The sequence below is a fragment of the Alcaligenes phenolicus genome (genome assembly GCF_032063905.1).
Lineage (GTDB): Bacteria > Pseudomonadota > Gammaproteobacteria > Burkholderiales > Burkholderiaceae_B > Alcaligenes > Alcaligenes phenolicus.
Genome location: NZ_DAMBOE010000004.1, coordinates 106,354 through 124,822, shown reverse-complemented (window position 1 = coordinate 124,822; position 18,469 = coordinate 106,354). Strand labels below are relative to the sequence as shown.

Below are 18,469 nucleotides of genomic sequence, written 5' to 3'. Positions count from 1 at the left end.
CACACTGAACAAGAAAAGACAAGGAGCCATTCGGCTCCTTATTTTTTACATATCAATAGTTACCGGAGGGGTAATGAAGAAAACTGCCATCGTCATTGGAATCACAGCACTTAGTGTCATGTCCATCGCTCAGGCTGCTGAACTACCGCGATACGACCCGAACAAATACTGCGAAAGAATCTCTTCTCTATCGGGAGGGTCTGCAACGCTCGCGAACGAGTGCATCAAAATGGAGCAAAGCTCGTATAACAAGCTCAAAAACATGTGGGATTCCATACCCGAGAAAACTGTCTCCTATTGCGACCGACTCGCCAGCACTACAGGAGGCAGCTACACGCTTCTTGAAAGCTGCATTGATATGGAAATGACGGAATCGAACTCTCCACAAAAGTTCGAGTTTTAAGCACGCAACCCCTGCCACAAACTTAACAACGCGTGATTGAAAGCGCCCAGGTAGAGAGCTTGCGAATGACAAACACATCAAGCTAGCCGGGTACGTGGGCGAGTGTCGGCCGACAGGACTCAGCTATACGCAATTCGTGTAAAGCTAATGCATCGCATTGCAGCATTCGTTCCTCTGTGGAGTTTTGACAAGGCGTAGGAAACAATGAAAATGAATCCCCACAAAACTCCCGCAGCAATGAAAAAAGGCCTACAGCAAAAATGCTATAGGCCTTTTTAAATTTGGTCGGAACGGAAGGATTTGAACCTTCGACCCCTTGCACCCCATGCAAGTGCGCTACCAGGCTGCGCTACGCCCCGAAAGAATTAAACTATAACCCTGTTCTTCCTTTCTTGCAAGTGTTTTTAGATTTTTTCTTTCGATTCGAGATTATTGATAGTTAATCTCGGTGCCGATTGAAGTTCACACTTGTCTGAACAGGCGGTCTGACTTTCAAAGCTCGTTTTACCGAGCTAATCCGCATCAAAACCGTGAAGGCAGGAGTATACCTACTTAGGTAAAAAATGCAAAGCTATTGTGAACAGGCCCGCCCTTCTGATTGCATGACTCGCCATTGGGACAGGCTGGGACCACCGGGATACAGCAGGCGCTCTGCCGGTAAACGCTCCCATGGCAAGTCTGTTGTGCGCATGGAAACGCCTCCCGGGGCGGCTCCGACAATGATGCGGTCACTGATACTGCCAAAGTCCGCCCTGAAGTGCACAGCGCTTTTCAGGACCAGTATCTTCATCTGCTCCGGCTCTATACCTACAAAACGGAACATGCTTTGATCGGCCATCTGCGACTTATAAGAAGCCAGGACGATACGCACGCCCTCTATGCGCAAACAGGCGCTAGGACCCAGGTTCATGGCACAGCCGGCGTAGTACGGGCCGGTGGCGCAGAACCGGCCATCGGATACGGACTCGATATAGAAGCGTGCATGCAAGGGCATATCACCGGGGACACCGGATTTACCGCCCAGAGACAGTTCGATGGTTTTACCGGCACCTGCCTGATGCACCAGCGCAGCGCTTTCCGGGTCCACGATCAAGCCTAAAGCGGCATCGGATACCTTGGCTTTCAGCAAGGCGCGCAAGAGGCCACAGGTATCGGAGCTGGCGCCGCCACCGGGGTTGTCGTGAGCATCGGCAATGATCACCGGGCCCTTACCGGGGTGACTCAGCGCCCATTGCACGGCTTCGTCCGGTTCATAAAGCTTGCCTTGGAAGCCTTGGGCTTTATCAAGCACCTCGTCCAGAAAGTCTGCCAAACGGCTATCGGCTTCTTCCTGTGTCTGGGCGTAGGCCCACAAGACCGCTCCGCATTCCGGCACGTCCGCGGCAGGAAAGCCCATGGCGAACGACACGCTCCCCTCGCCTTCTATTTCTTCCAGCGATGACAAATGACGGTACAGGCTGGCCGCCGGCTCCATCTCGGTGCTTTGCCAGATCGCCGGGATCAAGAAAGGCAATCGATGCCAGGCCAGTTTGGGGCGACGACCGCTTTGCAGACAGCGCATCAGCGCCTGAAAAGTACGCTCGCCCGTTTGCCCCATATCCACATGCGGGTAGGTTTTGTAAGCCACCAGCATATCGGCCTGCGCCAGCATGGTGTCGCTGACATTGGCGTGCAAGTCCAGACTGGCGACCACCGGCACATCCGACCCCACCATCTCGCGCACCAGAACCAGCAAATGCCCTTCCCCATCATCGCGATGCTCGGCCACCATGGCGCCATGTAAATCCAGATACACCGCATCCACGGGCAGAACTTGCTCCAGGCGGTACAGAATCTCCGCCACGATCGCCTCGTAAGTCATTGCCTCGACGGGCGCGGAAGGACTGGCGGCAGCCCACAGTAGCGGGACGCACTCGACCCCGGCTTGTGCGGCGGCCGCCATAAACCCGGCTGCCGGAATATTAGCCCCACGCAAGGCAGGCTCGATGGCCTCGGCCCGGCACATACCTGGCCAGCCGCCCCCATGCTCAAAGTCCGCCATTGTTGCCATGGCCGGGCCAAAGGTATTGGTCTCGTGCTGAAAACCCGCTACTGCAATACGCATCACTTGTCTCCGATTGCTCTTACGCTTGTCCCGCCAGTTTGATACACAGCTGTTCGTAAATGTCCTTGGCCCCCAGAACATCGTCGATCGCTACCGACTCATCAGCCGTATGTGCCTGTGCTTCCTCGCCCGGTCCCAGACCGATGGTGGGAATGCCACGTCGTCCGGCGGACTCGGAACCATTGGTGCAAAACCACCAGGTATCCATTTCCACCACACGCCCGGCTTGCTGAACCGCTTGCACCATGGCTTGAGCCAACGGTGCCGACTCATCCAGCCGCCAGGCGGGCAAGTCCCGCTCCGGGCTGGCCTGCTGACCTGTATAGGTTTGTACCTGACTGTCCACCAGTTCCAGCGAAAAGCCCTCCACACCGGCACCCTGCAAGCATTGCTCCATTTCTTTCAGCACCGATTCGCTGCTTTCTCCGACCAAAGTGCGGCGATCAAAACGTACCGTAACGGACGAAGGAATCAGGGAAATGGAAGGATGCGGGTCGGAAATAATGTCAGTGGGCACCAGCAAGGCTTGGCCCACTTGCGCATCCCTGGGCAAATCCAGCGTTTGCAAAGTAGAAATCGCCTTGGCAGCCGCCTGAATGGGATTCACCCCCAGATGAGGCAAGGCCGCATGGGCTGGACGGCCTTGCAAGCGCAACAGAATCTCCTGTCGCCCTTTCTGGCCCACCATGATGCGCAAACGCGATGGCTCACAAATCACCACAGCAGCCGGCGTGCATTGCTCCAGAGCGTGGGACAAGGCATAGCCTTCAATCACTTCCTCCATCACGCTGGCAGACACGGCAATACGCTGTTTCAAGGCACCACTACGAGCCGCTGCCGCCGCGCCACACAGAGCGGCGGCCAAGCCTGCTTTCATATCACTGGTGCCGCGCCCATACATGCGGCCATCCTTGATCTGCGCCCCAAAAGGCTCAACCGTCCAGGTTCCGGCGATAGGCACCACATCCATATGAGCATCAAACAGCAGGGCCAGCGGAGCCTGGGCCGGACCGACAAAGCCCAGCACCGACCCCTTGTCGTCCACGCTGATCTGGTCAAAGCCCAGCTCCCGCATGACTTGCTGCACAAAGTCCGCCATGGCCTGCTCTTGCCCGGACAGGCTGGGGATACGCACAAAGGCTTGCGTCAGGCTGACCACATCCCAGGCCAGGTCCATTTTTGTATGTTCGTTCACGCCCATGGCACCACCGCTCCACGTTGCGAGCTGATCAGGCCATACGCTTCTGGCCGACGATGACGCTCAAAGTTGAAGGTCGTACTCTTGTAGGAATGGCACAGATCCAGATCGCAACGGGCAATCGCCAGCTCGTCCCCCTTGGTCGAGCAAGCCGCGACAATCTCCCCAGACGGCGCAATGATGGCGCTGCCGCCAATCATCTCGATGCCCTCTTCGCTACCCGCCTTGGCCACCCCCACCACCCAGGTGCCGTTCTGATAAGCCCCGGCCTGCATCACCAGATGGTTATGGAACATGGACAGATCATCGTGCTCCGGCGCGGGCGGGTTGTGAACCGGCGTGTTATAGCCCAGCATGACCATTTCCACGCCCTTCAAACCCATGACGCGGTAGGTTTCCGACCAGCGGCGGTCGTTGCACAAGGCCATGCCCATCACGCCCCCGAAGGCCGACCACACACCAAACTCGTGTCCGGGCTCGAAGTAGTATTTCTCCAGATGCTGGAAAGCACGCCAGGGCTCGTCCTGGCCGTGACCGGGCAAATGCACCTTGCGGTACTTGCCCACAATCGTGCCGGTTTTATCGACCAGAATAGACACGTTGAAGCGACGCTTTACGCCGTTTTCAATGACCAGCTCGGCATAGCCCAGGTAGAAACCAATCTGCAATTTGGCAGCGGCATCAAACAAGGGCTGAGTGTCCGGCCCCGGCATCCGGGTTTCATAAAAACAATCAAAATCGGAAATATCCTCACTGAACCAGCGCGGGAAAAACGTGGTCAGTGCCAACTCGGGAAACACCACCACATCAACATCCATTTTCTTGGCCTGATGCAAATGGGCCAGCAAGCGGTCAACCACCTGTTTTTTAGTTTCGTTGCGTGCGATAGGGCCCAACTGAGCCGCTGCTACATTGACAAACCTGGACATGAGATTTGAACTCCATCAACAATTAAGATCCGCCTTGGGCGGGATTCGATACGTCCTGCCGCACTCCAGCAGCAGGATTTAGCTCTGCACAATCAACACAGCCCCAACAGCCGTCTTAATCAGGCATAAGCACAAAAATTCTGAAAATCCCAATGCACACCGGGTGCGGATTCCACCAGTTCACGGGTGTAAGCCTGACTAGGCTGGCTAATGACACGGCCTGGGTCCCCGGCCTCCACAATCCGGCCTTTTTGCATCACCACAATGCGATCGGAAATCTGGGCCGCCACCCTTAAATCGTGCGTAATAAACAGGATGGCCACACCAGTTTTGCGCTTGATATCGACCAGCAACTTGAGCACTTGCTCTTGCACCAGCACATCCAGCGCGGACACGGATTCGTCCGCGATCAGCACATCCGGCTCCATCACAATGGCGCGGGCCAGACAAAGCCGTTGCCGCTGACCACCCGAAAATTGATGCGGATAACGCTCCAGCACATCCGCATCCAGCCCCACAATGGACAAGACCTCGGTCACGCGCTCGATAGCGACTTTGGGATCGACGCCGATGTTGTGCATGCCCTCTGTCAAAGACTGGCCTATCGTCACGCGAGGATTCAGCGAGCGATACGGGTCCTGAAACACGATCTGCACTTTGCGCCGCTGCGCCAGGCTGCGGTCCTTGCAGGCGGCGGGCAAGGTTTCACCGTTCAGGGTGATCTGCCCGGAGCTGGCCTCGACCAGACCAATAATGCAGCGCGCCAAAGTGGATTTGCCCGAGCCGGACTCCCCCACGACACCCAGCACTTCATCACGACGTATATCCAGATTGATGTCGCTGAGCGCGTGCATCTTGCGTCCCTTGGAGAACCAGCAGTCCGAGCCATAGACCTTGCCCAAACCACGGGCGCTCAGCACGACCTCGTTTTGCACCTCCTCTTTTGCGGGCGGATGCACATTGGGAACAGAAGCAATCAGGGAGCGGGTATAGGCTTCTTTGGGGTTGGACAGAATCTGCTGGCACGTACCCATTTCCACACTATCGCCACGCTTCATGACCAGAATCCGGTCGGCAATATCCGCCACCACACCAAAGTCGTGCGTCACAAAAATCACCGAGGTGCCGCATTCGCTTTGCAGTTCCTTGATCAGACTCAGAATCTGCTTTTGCGTGGTCACATCCAGTGCCGTGGTGGGTTCATCCGCAATCAACAAACGTGGCTGCAGGATCAAGGCCATGGCAATCATGATGCGCTGGCGCTGACCGCCAGACAGCTCATGCGGATAGGCCATGAAGAGCTTTTCCGGCTCCGGCAAGCGCACGCGCTCCAGCATATTGATCACACGTTGGCGACGCTCCTGCCGGGAGCTGTTCTTCTCGTGGATACGGATCACTTCATCGATTTGTTCACCCACCCGCTGCACCGGATTCAGGGCTGTCATGGGCTCCTGAAACACCATGGACATGGCCGAAGCCCGCAAGGACAGCAAATGCTCCTTGTTCATGGTCAGCAGATTCTCGCCCATCAGCTCGATACTGCCCTGGCTGACACGCAAGGTATCGGGCGGCAGCAAGCCCATGATGGCAAAGGAACTCAAGGATTTGCCCGAGCCGGACTCGCCCACAATACACAGGGTCTCGCCTGCATACACGTCGAAGCTGAGCTTGTTCACCAGTTGGCGGGGATTGGCCGCTTTGGTTTCAATGCACAAGTCCTTCACCGACAAAACACATTGGGGCTTGGTCGTAGAGGTATTCATTGTTATGTCTCCTGCCCTCGTCACTTACAGCCGTGTGACCAGCTTGGGATCCAGAGCATCGCGCAAGGCGTCGCCCAGGACGTTGATACTGAGAATGGTGATGGACAGCACAATGCCGGGGTACAGCACGATGCCGGGAATCAGCTGAAAGTACAGGCGACCTTCAGCGATGATGTTGCCCCAGGAGGCCATCTCGGGAGGGATGCCCGCCCCCAGGAAACTCAAGATCGCTTCCAGCAGCACCGCCGAGGCAAATACATAAGTGCCCTGCACAATCAAGGGTGCAAAGGTGTTGGGGAACATATGGCGCGACAAGATCACGTAGGCCGAAGTCCCCACCGTCATGGCCGCTTCCACATACGGCTCGGAACGTACGCTAAGAATCACGCCCCGTACCAGCCGCGTCATGCGAGGGATCTCCGGGATGGCTATGGCGATCAGTACCGTGGTCAGGCTGGCACCGGACACCGACACCAGCGCAATGGCCAGCAAGATGCCAGGGATAGCCATCACCCCATCCATCACTCGCATGATGACCGCGTCCAGACGACGGAAATAACCCGCCAGCGAACCCAGAATCACGCCAAAGAACACGCTGATGGCCAGGACACCGAAACCCACCATGAAGGACACTTGCGCCCCGTACACCACACGGGAATACAGATCCCGGCCCAGTGCATCCGTCCCCAGCCAGAATTGCTCGGAAGGCGGTTGCAGACGAACGCTGGGGTCCAGTTGAGTGGGATCTTGCGTGCCCAGAAAGGGAGCAAAAATCGCCATGGCGGCCATCAGGATCAGGAACAGCAAGGCGGCACGGGCCGAATTGCTGGCGACCACTTTCTTCAATTTGTTGAGCTTTTGCATATTGTTCTACCTGTAAAAAGCGAGGGCTCAATAATCGATACGGGGATCAACCAGCATGTAGGAGATATCAATCAGCAGATTCACCCCTACATACACCAGCGAAAACAGCACGATCAGGCTCTGAATCACCGTAAAGTCGCGGGACAGCACCGCATCCAGCACCAAACGTCCCAGCCCTGGAATGTTGAAGACCGATTCCGTTACCACCACTCCGCCGATCAGCATGGTGATGCTGATGCCGATAATCGTCAGGATGGGAACTGCCGCATTGCCCAGGGCATGACGTGTCAGGACACGACGCTCGTTAAGGCCTTTGGCACGGGCGGTACGGATGTAATCCTCGTTCAAGGTATCGATCACACTGGTGCGCACAATGCGGGTAATCAGGGCGATGTACACCGTGCCCAGGGACACCGCAGGCAGAATCAAATGCCGCAGGTGTTCCCACAGGCCATCGCTCAAGGGCTTGTAGCCCTGTACCGGCAACCAGCGCAGCTCCAGCGAGAACAGCAGAATCAACAAATAAGCCACGATGAATACCGGCACGGAAAAGCCCGCCACCGACCCTGCCATCACAAAGCGATCCAGAGACTTGCCCCGATACCAGGCCGAGCACACCCCCAACGGAATGGAAATGGCCAGGGTGTAGGCCAGGGTCAACAAGGTCAGCGAAACCGTCGGCCCTAGACGATCCAGCACCAGATCCTTGACCGGGCGGCTGGAGATCAGGGACGTGCCAAAGTCCCCTTGCACCATGCTGCCCAGCCACTGCACGAACTGCACCGGCACTGGCTGGTCCAGCCCCATCTGGTGACGGATTTCCGCAATCTGCGCATCCGTCGCGTTATCCCCCGCCACCAGCACCGCGGCATCGCCATGTGTCATGCGCAGGACCACAAAGATCACCAGCGCCACAATCAGCAATACCGGGATGGTGGCCAGTACGCGCTTGAAAATAAGCCCAATCATCGCTTCTCCACATTCCAGAAGACCGGAACCGGGGTTTGCAAAAAGCCATTCAGGTTCTTGCGCATGGCGCTAACCATCTTGAACTCACCAAGGGGGACGATCACACCTTCATCCATGATGTGTTTTTGCAGGTCCGTAGCCAAACGCCCCAGCTCGGACTCACCGCTGGCGCGGGCAAATCCCATGCGTGTCTTTTCAATGGCAGGAACATCCGGCCAGCCAAACCAGGCCTTATCGCCGTTGGAGGCCACTGCCATGAAACTCAACGGATTGCTTACGTCCACCAGCCCCGAATAGGTGGTGATGATGCTCCAGCCGCCCTCTTGCACGGGACGCTTGGACGTGCGGCGGGTCTGCACGGTTTGCCAGTCCATCGCTTCCACGTTGACGGTGAACCCGGCATTGCGCAGTTGCTGGGCTATCACCGGCACCACGGGCGAAGTCAGGAAGTCGGTGGGATGCAGCAAGACCACGGGCTCGCCCTTATAACCGGCCTGCTCCAGCAGTTTTTTCGCACCGGCGGCATCACCCCTGAAGTAGGCTTCAGAACCGGCTTGTGACGGGAATACGCTGTGGCAGCCAAACACCGCCCCACACGTTTCAAAGTATTCCGGGTTGCCGACTTGCGCCTGCATCAAGGGCTTCTGGTTCAGCGCCATCATGGCGGCCTGACGTACTTGCTTGTTGTTGAATGGCGGCTGCAGGAAGTTAAAGCGCATCTCGGTCTGCGCACCCCGAGCCGTGGACGCATTCAGAACAATATCCGACTCGTTTTGCAGCAAGGGCAAGAGGTCCAGCTGAACCTGATCGATCACATCAATCTCGCCACTACGCAGCGCGTTCACCCCGGTCATGGCATCCGGCATGGCGACCCAGCGCACACGATCTACCTTGACCTGCTTGCCACCGGCCAAACCGCTGGCAGGCTCATTGCGGGGCACGTAGTCCGGGTTTTTCTCGAACACGGCCTGCACACCTGGGCGATATTCCTTCTCCACAAAGCGGAATGGTCCAGAACCCACGGTAGAAGTAATTGCCTGGCTGACCGGCGTGCGTGCCACCTCCTTGGGCATGACGAACAAGGGCAAGGAGCTGGGCTTGCCCATGGCGCGCAGCGCGATGTCGGTCGGGAAGGAGAACTGCATCACAAAGGAGCGATCATCCATGACCTCCATCTTGGTCAGAAACTCCGTCATGATCTGGCCCATCTTGTCCAATTGAATCCAGCGCTTGATGGACTCAACCGCATCTTCAGCCGTTACGGGCGAGCCGTCATGCCAACGCAGGTTCTCACGCAAGGTCATGGTATAGGTCTGGCCGTCCTCGGACACTTTCCAGCCTTCCAGCATCTGGGGTTTGACCTGCCCCTGCGCATCTTCTGCCAGCAAGGTGTCGTACACCATATAGCCGTAGTTGCGCACGATGTAGGAGGTGGTAATGACCGGATCCAGGGAGCGCAACGGCGCTTCCATCACGGCGGTCAGCGTGGTTTGCGCACTGACGGCCGCAGGGGCAATCGCGGTGATGGCAAGGGCAGCCCAGACGGCGGCTAACGATTTGGCAGGACGCAAGCGGTCCTCAAGCAGGTTGCTCATGTTTTGTCTCTCCAGGTAGTTAAAAGCGGTCCGCCTTTGCTCTTGTGGCGGCGGTCCCGTCATCAGGGGGGTTACTGCTTATTCACGGGCCAACTCCACCAAGGTCGATAACAGAATCGAACATCCCGCTATCAGGTCTTTATCGTGGGTAAACTCTGCCGGGTTGTGGCTCAAACCTCGTACACTTGGTACAAAAATCATGCCTGTGGGGCAGGAACGCGCCAGCATCTGCGCATCGTGCCCGGCCCCGCTGGGCATGCGCTTGACCGAGCAGCCCAGATCCTTGGCGTGTTGCTCGACCTTGCTGATCAAGCGCTCATCAAACTGCACAGGATCAAAGCGGGCCAAATGGCGATGCTTGATCTGCACACCCTCACGCTCGGCCGCCTGCCGGGCAAAATCCAGCACTTCCTGTTCAGCCTGATCCAGACTGGCCTTGTCCACATTGCGCAAATCCACGGTAAACACGGCTTTGCTGGGGATCACATTGACCAGATTCGGAAACAGCTCGCAGCGCCCTACTGTGCCCAGTTGCGGCGGGCCGTAACGCTCAGTCAACTGGCGCACAAAACTACCAATTTGCTGCGCCACGACACCGGCATCATGACGCAGGTGCATGGGCGTGGTGCCCGCATGGTTGGAGACACCATGCACCTCGAACTCCAGCCAGCAAATCCCTTGCACGCCAGTCACGGCACCAATATCAATGCTTTCGTGTTCCAGAACCGGACCTTGCTCAATATGCAGTTCCATATAGGCATGCACATCAGGTTGGCCGCAAGGCATAGAACCGGCGTAGCCAATACGCTCCAGGTTCTCGCGCACGGTCGTGCCATCAATGCCCACGGTGTCCAGCGCCTCTTGCAAGGACAAGCCACCTTGAAACACCAGACTGCCCATCATGTCCGGAGCAAAGCGCGCTCCTTCCTCATTGGTAAAGGCCACCACCTGCAAGGGACGATCCAACTGCACATCGGCATCATTCAAGCTGGCCACCACTTCCAGTCCAGCCAGCACACCCAGATTGCCGTCGTAGCGTCCGCCAGTACGCACGGTATCAATGTGCGAACCCGTCATGACCGGCGCTACATCCAGACGACCAGCGCGTGTCCCGATAATGTTGCCGATCTGATCGATCTCTACACGCATGCCCAGATCACGCATCCAGCTGACCACCTGATCGCGGCCCGCCTTGTCCTCATCCGTCAGGGCCAGGCGGCAGACGCCGCCCCCGTCGATTGCACCAATCTGCGCCAACTGCGCAATACGCTGCAGCAGGCGTTCGCCATTAATGGCTAGGCAAGTGCTGGCTGGGCTGTTCATATCTGCTCCTGAGCCAGCACTTCTTTAGCACTCATACCGACAATGCGCTGATACAGCTCTGCATCGGTATCGCCTTCGCTGGCAAAAAACATAATTTGACTGTGTTCATCAATACCCAAGGCCTGACGCCAGTCCGCTTGTTCGCACGCAGCCATGCAAGCCGCCACACCGGCCACAGCAGACTCACCCGCCACAATCGGCGCATCACCTTTATCGGCACGGGCCAGACGGCGCATGGTTTGCAAGGCGGCATCGTCTTCCAGCGTCATATAGGCATAGGTGCCAGGATCCAGAATTTCCCAGGCCAGCAAGGAGATTTCACCGCAAGCCAGACCGGCCATCACCGTATTCAAATCGCCGGTGACCGTAACGGGCTTACCTTGCACAGCACTTTGGAACAGGCAATCAGCCTTGTTGGGCTCGACCACAATCAGACGAGGACGCTGGGCACCCAGACGCTCCCACATATGAGCGCACACCGCTGCGGCCAAACCACCCACACCGCCTTGAATAAAGACATGGCTGACAGGTTTGCCCGAACCGATCTGGTCCAGGGCTTCCTGCACCATGACGGTGTAGCCCTGCATCACATCCTTGGGCACATCCATATAGCCAGGGTAGGACGTATCGGACACTACAAAATAACCATGCTCTTTGGCATCTTCAGCCGCCTGGCGAACCGAGTCATCGTAGTTGCCGGGCACGCGTACCACCTTGGCCCCGTAAGAGGCAATGGCCTGCTCACGACCGGTACTGACGTGTTCATGGATATAGATCACGCACTGGCAACCGGCATTCTTCGCCCCCCAGGCCACCGAACGGCCATGATTGCCATCGGTCGCGCAGGTCACGGTCAAGCCAGCAATGAAATCCTTGTAGGCAGGGTTTTTCAGATCATCCAGCGTCAAGTTTGGATTGCCGGTATGAGCTTGCAGCTGGCGCAGTAGTAAACGGTTGACTGCATAAGCACCGCCCAAGGCCTTGAAGCTACCCAAACCAAAACGACCGGCCTCATCCTTGTAGTACACCCCGCCCACCTTCATCTGCGCGGCCAGACCGGGCAAATGACGCAAAGGGGTAGGCGCGTAACCGGGCCACTGCACAATGCTGGCCTGAGCCTGCTCGTAGGCGGCTACCGACAAAATCGATTGCAAGGAGGCGCCGTATTCCTGGCTGTCCTGAACGCAACGAGGGTTCAGATACAGTTGCACCGCGCCTTGCTCCCGAACGGCATGTTTGTTCATGTCTGCTCCACTTTTATGGGTTTAATTATTGGACTTCAAGTCCTGAAAACTGCGATGGATGGATTCAATCTTCTGCAACTTGCGCGCCACCTGCGTCTCGGCCTGCAGGGCTACCCGGCTGACCAGGTAATTGATCAAGCTGAGCGTGCCGGTATGCGAGTCAAACAAGTACTCCCCGCGTGTCGCCACCGTGAACGCGATGTCTTGCGAACGCAGCAAGGAGCTTTCCAGACCATCCGTCAAAAAAGCCATCTGTACCGACTCGCCCCGCAGATGCTCCACCAGGGAAGGCAAGAGCACCGAGCGACGACGAAAATCCATCACCAATGCCAGATCCCCTGCTTCCACATCAGCCAGCTGTTCGGTCAGATGGGCCACCGTGCCCACCGCCAGATGCACATCCGGGCGCAGCTGCTGCAACAAAGAGTGGGCGTAGCATGCCAGGATCTGGCCATTGCGAAAACCAAACACCCAGATGCGTCGTGCTTTCAGAGCGGCTTGGGTGAAGTTGTCCAGATGCTGCTCGGTGATGTTCTGAAAGGTGGTGGAAATATTCTGTACGTCTGCATTGATAAACGGCGTCATATCGGCCTGAATACCGCTGCTGGACATGGAGTGCAGACGCTTGAAAGGAGCGCCATCACCCATTTGCTCGCGAGCCGTAACCCGGAACTCGTTAAAACCGTTAAAACCCAAACGCCGGAAAAAGCGCACCGCGGTAGCCGCCGATACACCTGCTTTCTCGGCCAGTTCCTGGGCGGAGTAAGTCGCCAGCTGCCCCATATGAGACAGAACCACATCGGCCAAACGCCGCTCCGCACTGGGCAGGACATCGAGAATATCCAGGATCGAATCTTTGATGACCATGACACAACCTAAAATTGAAATTTGTTTTTCATATAATACTTAATAAAATTTTAATTTCAATTATGGATGCGATGATTTGGCTCCGTATTTACCCTTGGGGATGGAGAAAAAGGAAGAATTAGGCGAGCTAGACTTGACTAAGAATGGCTTTAAATAAGGCCTTCAAAGAGAAACAAGGGATAAACCCTTGCTTGAATAAATTTCTGTACCCTAGCGATGAAAGCATAAAGCCCATGATGAAATTTAAATTTCATCATGGGCTTTGGTAAGAGAAATTTCAGCACTAAGGCCGCCCGCAGAAGCCAGAAAAAGCCCAACAAGTGGGCCTATTGCACTGGCAACAAAAACAAACGGCGCGTAATCAGAATATCGGCCATGGACAGATTCTTGGCCACACTTCGAGACCAGAGCGCATAAATCTGGCAAGCTGGATGGCGTCCTCAATATCAAGCGCCAACAGTTCACGTCGATATGCGGACGCCTCTTGCAAGGCTTGTCGCACCACGGCAGGCGATGTTGCTGACGAAAACCGCGCGTGCACACTCAATTCCAGCAACTCATGGCCTGTGCATCAACGCAAAGAGCAGTAACTGGCAGTGAGGCAATGCGTGGCCACGAGGGACTAACGCTTAAGAGAAGCGGTAATCCCCCCATTTTTAACGTTCGTTAAAAATGGGGGGATTACCCGATGACAAGTACTGAGACAGCTCACGCCACTCCTTGGCAAAGTAATAGCGCAGCAAACGCTGTTGGGCATGCCAGCGCACCCGTCTGAACAGGCCGGCACTGGCACGAGCCTGGCGATGCACCACAATATCGCGCCAGAGTTGGTTGGGTTCAAACCCGGTCCAGATTGAAGGGATGGGAGCAAGCGCGTTGGAATAGCAAACTGGCGCCACCCACTCGAACAAAGCCCTTTCTACATGGTGGACCGAAAAGTACTTGGCCACGTTCGCAATAGCCTGGTAATTAACCGGCCTGTCTACAAACAATTCCGACAAGGCTTCACACAACGCCTTATCGCTTGGCTGATCACTCAAGATGTAACCCCTTCTCTCCAGCCATTTCCCCCTTTGATAATGAAGGGAACTACCATGGCGTCCAGGTCCTTTTCCACGATAGCAGCGCCTTATCAGAAATCAGCCAATATCGTCATGGTAAGCGTCATGGCACACAATGGAACTACCTGTTCAGCGCCCCCTATCGCCTGGAGAAATGTCAAGACGGAAAACGCCTGCAGACCTGCGACCAAAGCGAGTTTGAGCACACCGAATTTCCCTGGGCGCCTACCTTTACATCCAGCGACGCACCGTCCCGTGGCCCGGACTGTACTGGGCAGCTAAGGATCACGCCCCTATCTGCGTTGATCAATACGTCTGTGCAACTTCTAGCTTGAATGCTTCCGTATGCTTCGCCATATAAAACACCCCAAAGCTTGGATGGGTATCAAACTTTTGGGGTGCAGTTCAATTTTTCAACAGGCGGGCATTTTTGCGTGTGGAAATGCTTAACTCTTCCAGCATCCGCCGTTGAAGCCTTGCCATGTACCAAGCTGTCTCCAGAAATTAACCCGAATGTGCACGCTTGCCGGGATTTTTCTTGCTGCGGGTATGCGCACCGCGCTCCTGGCTAACACGTTGCCCCCGGAATTTCGTGCTGAGGTTCACGCCCTTGGGGGGGGCAGGAGGGGGAGTACGCTTACGGTCGGCTTCAGTAACAATTTTGGTGCCCATGGAAATCTCTCCGGTTTGGTTAAATTTACTCTTGCTTCACATTCGCTCGGTTCATCTTGGCAGCAGGAACTAGGCAAACGTATGCCCGACAATGCCTAAATGTACATAGGCACGCCTGACAGATCGAATCACCACGGATAACCTGTCAGCCACGCTAGCATAGCAGGCATTGGCCCAACCGGCCCCATAACCATGAACGCTCTCGCAAGACACGATGTATGGACGTACACGCTCTTTGGCATGGTTGCAGCAATAGGCCCTACCCTTTCAAGGCACGAGGCGCATGTATTTTTCCATACAAGGGTGAACCAATAGCGAAATGAACGCCTCTTGTGGGCTGCCAAGTGACGAGCGGCCCAAACGTGAGAGGGTTTGTATCCGTGTCCGGCCAATGCCGATTTCAGCGCAGTGCGAGTACATGACTTACAGCACACATTTGGGCGACGGCTGCGTGCTGCGGGAACGCATTTGGCAAACAGGCAAGTTCAGCTAGATCCCACGAATGGGACAATCACAACCGACTATTCAGCCGCTGATTTTTTCAAACTGCTGAGCGAAGTTGAGAAGCTTGCCCACAATCCCGAAGAAGCGCCAGCGGTTACGCTTCTGAGAAGACGGGGTGATCGGTGAAAAACGAGTCCCCACACCCCCCCACAGCAATGAGCAAGGGCTTACAGCAACAATGCTGTAAGCCCTTGATAAATATGGTCGGAACGGAAGGATTAGAACCTTCGATCCATTGCACCTCATGCAAGTGCGCTACGCCCCGAAAGAATAAAGCCCCACCCCTGTTTATTCTGTTGTGCAAGCTTCTTCTTAAGAAGCATCTAGCTTAGGCCGAGTGGCTTACTACAAAAAACCAGGTGGTTTACATCAAAAGGCCAATTACCGCCAGAGGCCCAGACTCCTAGGATACCCCTTAAGACCCTTCTGTTCGCTCAGTAACGAACAGTGGCAGGAAGTACACACAAACAACAAGGGGAAGAGAAGTGTCCAGGCGATCAATAAAAAGACAAGCTCTGCAAAACGTCGGTCTCTTCCCAGCCAGAACCTCGTTCCTGCGCCGGTTCTGGCTGGATTCCTTGACCCTGCTGGTACTGACCGCATGTAGCACCAGCCTGCATGCCGCCTCCTACGAGGATTGGATCAAACAGGCACGCCAAGGCCAATACCAGTCCGCCATTGCCGGCTTGCAGCAGTACCGGCAACAACATCCGCAAGAGACACGTGTCCAGCTTGATCTGATGCGCATTCATGCCTGGGCAGGCCAGCCGCAAGAGGTCATCCACCTGTACCAAAGCTGGCCGACCAACCTGCCCTTGCCGGCCGATGTATTGCTGCTGACAGCACGCGCCCACAAAGATGCGCGCCAATGGACACCGGCCCAAACCCTGTATCGGGAAGGAATGCGGCGCTTTCCACAGCAAGCCGCCTTCACCATGGGCCTGTGCATGAGCCTGGCCGATGCCGGACTGACTGCCCAGGCCTTGAGCTGCGCCCAGCAACTGCAGCCGGCCACACGCCAAAACACCATTTACCTGCTGACGCGCAGCTACATCTACCGCGCTGCCGGCCAGAACTACGAAGCCCTGCGCGTCAGCCAGGATGCTCTGGCTGTCCAGCCAGACAAAACCGATGTTATCCGGGATTATGACCAGTCCCTGCATGCCGCCGGACTGCACCGCCAGGCGATGGAATGGCAAACACAGCATCCCGACATCTTCTCGACCGCAGACCTGGCTGACCGTCAAGCCGACTATGCCGCTGAATTGACCCGGCTGTCGCCCCAGCCCACACGCACACTACCCGAACGTTTTCTGGTCGCCAACCGAGCCATCGCGTTGCAAGACAAACTGGCTGACAGCGCCAGCTTTCTGGGTAACCCCGCTTTCGCCCGCCGCATCCGTGGTGACCGTCTGATTGCGATGGACACACGCGAAGACGCGCCCTCTACAGTAGACATTGCTCCCGAACGGGCGGCCCAATATCCTGGCTATGCCTACGCCTCGCTAGGAGCCCTGCAACTGCGCGCCCGTCACCCCGAACAAGCCGTATCCAGCTACGAGCGGGCGTTGGCCGAACCCTCGCTGGACGCAAAAACACGCACACGCTATCAAACCGGATTGGCCTTTTCCTTACTGGAGTCTGGCCGCGAAGATCAGGCTCTGGCATTGGCCGAGCACATGGAAAAAGACATGCCCGCCACTCGCTGGCTACGCGGGAATCCAATTCCCCAGCCCAATCCAGGCTATACCGACACCCTGATTTTGAAAAACTCGCTCTATACCTATACGGGTTTGCTCAAGCAGGCACGCGAAAATCTGGCCAAGGCCAGCGCACAGGCACCGAGTAATGTCAACCTACGCGTGCCGCTGGCCGATGCCCAGCGCATGTCGGGCATGCCACGGGCGGCGGAACGCAATCTGAAGATCGCCGAAAACTACGCGCCGCGCCAAGAAGACGTCATCATCAGCCAGGCCCAGACCGCCCTGGACCTGCACGAATACCGCCAGGCCGAAGAACTATTGGCGTATGCCAAAGCGCACTACCCCACCAATATGCGGGTCGCGGAACTGGAAAAAGACTGGCAGTCCTACCGCAAGAATGAATTGATCCTGCGCAGCGGTTTTGAAACCAGCAACGGCGGCGATATCTCGGGCAATGACGGCATTCGCACCGAGGCGCAATGGTACAGCGCCCCCATCAACTACAACTGGCGCGCCACCGCCCTGGCCGGTCACCTTGATACCAGCGACGAGCTTGGTCACAACGTGAGCTGGCAGGGAGCCGGCCTGGAGTACCGCGGCCGCGACTGGCAATCACAGTTGACAATCGACAACCAGAACTGGGGTCAGGGCAACAAGATGGGAGCCAGCCTGCAGCTTGATCACGAGCTGAGCGATCACTGGAGCATCGGCGGCACCCTGGACTATCGCACCCTGGATATTCCGAATCGCGCCCTGGCCGCAGGCATCACGGCCAACCAGGGACAAGTGCGGCTACGCTGGCAAAACGGCCCCGAGCAATGGGTGCAAGCAGCCTACACCGGGACAAAATTCTCTGACAACAACGTACGTCAGAGCCTGCAGATCACAGGTAACCAACGCATCTACACCAGCCCGCGCATCAAGGCCGACGCCCAGCTGGAACTATGGGCTTCCGGCAACAAAGACGAAGACAGACCCTACTACAGCCCACGGCGCGAATACATGGCTGTGCCTGCCCTACGTCTGGAGCACCTGATTTACCAACACTATGACGAGCGCCTGACCCAAGCTCTGACACTGGGTGTGGGCCTACATCACCAAAGCGGCTATGGCAATGGCGCCGTAGGTTCCGTCGCCTACGAACTGAACTACCAGCACGACCGCAATCTGGAAGTCGGCCTGCGCCTGCAGGCCCTGTCCCGCCCCTATGACGGTCAGCGCGAACAGCAGTACAGCGGCATGGTTGAACTCAAGATCAAATTCTAAGCGG

General features: G+C 56.6%; 14 protein-coding genes and 1 tRNA gene. 2 read left to right on the top strand and 13 right to left on the bottom strand.

All coding sequences use genetic code 11. The features are described from left to right. The first annotated feature begins 73 nt into the window (after positions 1-73). Complete coding sequence (locus tag U2949_RS10190) at positions 74-403, top strand: hypothetical protein (protein WP_035274307.1); 330 nt, start codon at positions 74-76, stop codon at positions 401-403. A 282-nt stretch (positions 404-685) separates the two neighbouring features. Here the strand turns inward: U2949_RS10190 and U2949_RS10185 are convergent. The 13 genes from U2949_RS10185 to U2949_RS10125 form a co-directional block, all read right to left on the bottom strand. Then, positions 686-762, bottom strand: a tRNA-Pro gene (locus U2949_RS10185). Positions 763-974: 212 nt separating this feature from the next. Continuing rightward, the gene (locus U2949_RS10180; RefSeq protein WP_321287521.1) at positions 975-2,507 is read right to left on the bottom strand and encodes a M81 family metallopeptidase; all 1,533 of its coding nucleotides are present in this window, start codon (positions 2,505-2,507) and stop codon (positions 975-977) included. A gap of 19 nt (positions 2,508-2,526) precedes the next feature. After that, positions 2,527-3,708, bottom strand: coding sequence for a YgeY family selenium metabolism-linked hydrolase (locus tag U2949_RS10175; protein WP_321287519.1), 1,182 nt, complete (start codon positions 3,706-3,708; stop codon positions 2,527-2,529). Next, positions 3,699-4,634 (bottom strand): N-carbamoyl-D-amino-acid hydrolase, encoded by a 936-nt coding sequence (locus U2949_RS10170; RefSeq protein WP_321287517.1) that lies wholly within the window; start codon positions 4,632-4,634, stop codon positions 3,699-3,701. Before U2949_RS10170 ends, U2949_RS10175 begins: the two co-directional genes overlap by 10 nt. Positions 4,635-4,753: 119 nt before the next feature. Continuing rightward, on the bottom strand, positions 4,754-6,397 hold the full coding sequence (locus U2949_RS10165; RefSeq protein ID WP_153230101.1) for a dipeptide ABC transporter ATP-binding protein: 1,644 nt from the start codon (positions 6,395-6,397) through the stop codon (positions 4,754-4,756). 24 nt (positions 6,398-6,421) lie between these two features. Then, complete coding sequence (locus U2949_RS10160) at positions 6,422-7,261, bottom strand: ABC transporter permease (protein WP_009454332.1); 840 nt, start codon at positions 7,259-7,261, stop codon at positions 6,422-6,424. 27 nt (positions 7,262-7,288) lie between these two features. Further along, entirely contained in the window at positions 7,289-8,230 is a 942-nt protein-coding gene (locus U2949_RS10155; protein ID WP_026482654.1) for an ABC transporter permease, read from the bottom strand. Then, positions 8,227-9,825, bottom strand: a complete 1,599-nt coding sequence (locus U2949_RS10150) for an ABC transporter substrate-binding protein (protein ID WP_321287514.1) — start codon at positions 9,823-9,825, stop codon at positions 8,227-8,229. The genes U2949_RS10155 and U2949_RS10150 overlap by 4 nt, the downstream gene beginning before the upstream one ends. Positions 9,826-9,903: 78 nt before the next feature. Next, positions 9,904-11,148, bottom strand: a complete 1,245-nt coding sequence (locus U2949_RS10145; RefSeq protein ID WP_321287513.1) for a Zn-dependent hydrolase — start codon at positions 11,146-11,148, stop codon at positions 9,904-9,906. Continuing rightward, a complete protein-coding gene (locus tag U2949_RS10140; RefSeq protein ID WP_321287511.1) occupies positions 11,145-12,392 on the bottom strand; it encodes a diaminopropionate ammonia-lyase in 1,248 nt (415 codons plus the stop codon). Before U2949_RS10140 ends, U2949_RS10145 begins: the two co-directional genes overlap by 4 nt. 21 nt (positions 12,393-12,413) lie before the next feature. Continuing rightward, positions 12,414-13,259 (bottom strand): MurR/RpiR family transcriptional regulator, encoded by an 846-nt coding sequence (locus tag U2949_RS10135; protein WP_009454338.1) that lies wholly within the window; start codon positions 13,257-13,259, stop codon positions 12,414-12,416. A 656-nt stretch (positions 13,260-13,915) separates the two neighbouring features. Continuing rightward, positions 13,916-14,299 carry a DUF7079 family protein gene (locus U2949_RS10130; RefSeq protein WP_321287509.1) on the bottom strand — a complete coding sequence of 128 codons (384 nt, stop codon included), beginning with the start codon at positions 14,297-14,299 and terminating at the stop codon, positions 13,916-13,918. Between the two features lie 525 nt (positions 14,300-14,824). Beyond that, a complete protein-coding gene (locus tag U2949_RS10125; protein ID WP_254499300.1) occupies positions 14,825-14,992 on the bottom strand; it encodes a hypothetical protein in 168 nt (55 codons plus the stop codon). 1,082 nt (positions 14,993-16,074) lie between these two features. Between U2949_RS10125 and pgaA the strand changes: the two genes are divergently transcribed. Continuing rightward, positions 16,075-18,465, top strand: coding sequence for a poly-beta-1,6 N-acetyl-D-glucosamine export porin PgaA (pgaA, locus tag U2949_RS10120; RefSeq protein WP_321287505.1), 2,391 nt, complete (start codon positions 16,075-16,077; stop codon positions 18,463-18,465). Positions 18,466-18,469 lie beyond the last annotated feature (4 nt).

Coding starts and splice junctions, on each gene's coding strand:
- U2949_RS10190 (WP_035274307.1), top strand. CDS start 74: ATGAAGAAAACTGCCATCGTCATTGGAATCACAGCACTTAGTGTCATG.
- U2949_RS10180 (WP_321287521.1), bottom strand. CDS start 2,507: ATGCGTATTGCAGTAGCGGGTTTTCAGCACGAGACCAATACCTTTGGC.
- U2949_RS10175 (WP_321287519.1), bottom strand. CDS start 3,708: ATGGGCGTGAACGAACATACAAAAATGGACCTGGCCTGGGATGTGGTC.
- U2949_RS10170 (WP_321287517.1), bottom strand. CDS start 4,634: ATGTCCAGGTTTGTCAATGTAGCAGCGGCTCAGTTGGGCCCTATCGCA.
- U2949_RS10165 (WP_153230101.1), bottom strand. CDS start 6,397: ATGAATACCTCTACGACCAAGCCCCAATGTGTTTTGTCGGTGAAGGAC.
- U2949_RS10160 (WP_009454332.1), bottom strand. CDS start 7,261: ATGCAAAAGCTCAACAAATTGAAGAAAGTGGTCGCCAGCAATTCGGCC.
- U2949_RS10155 (WP_026482654.1), bottom strand. CDS start 8,230: ATGATTGGGCTTATTTTCAAGCGCGTACTGGCCACCATCCCGGTATTG.
- U2949_RS10150 (WP_321287514.1), bottom strand. CDS start 9,825: ATGAGCAACCTGCTTGAGGACCGCTTGCGTCCTGCCAAATCGTTAGCC.
- U2949_RS10145 (WP_321287513.1), bottom strand. CDS start 11,148: ATGAACAGCCCAGCCAGCACTTGCCTAGCCATTAATGGCGAACGCCTG.
- U2949_RS10140 (WP_321287511.1), bottom strand. CDS start 12,392: ATGAACAAACATGCCGTTCGGGAGCAAGGCGCGGTGCAACTGTATCTG.
- U2949_RS10135 (WP_009454338.1), bottom strand. CDS start 13,259: ATGGTCATCAAAGATTCGATCCTGGATATTCTCGATGTCCTGCCCAGT.
- U2949_RS10125 (WP_254499300.1), bottom strand. CDS start 14,992: ATGGGCACCAAAATTGTTACTGAAGCCGACCGTAAGCGTACTCCCCCT.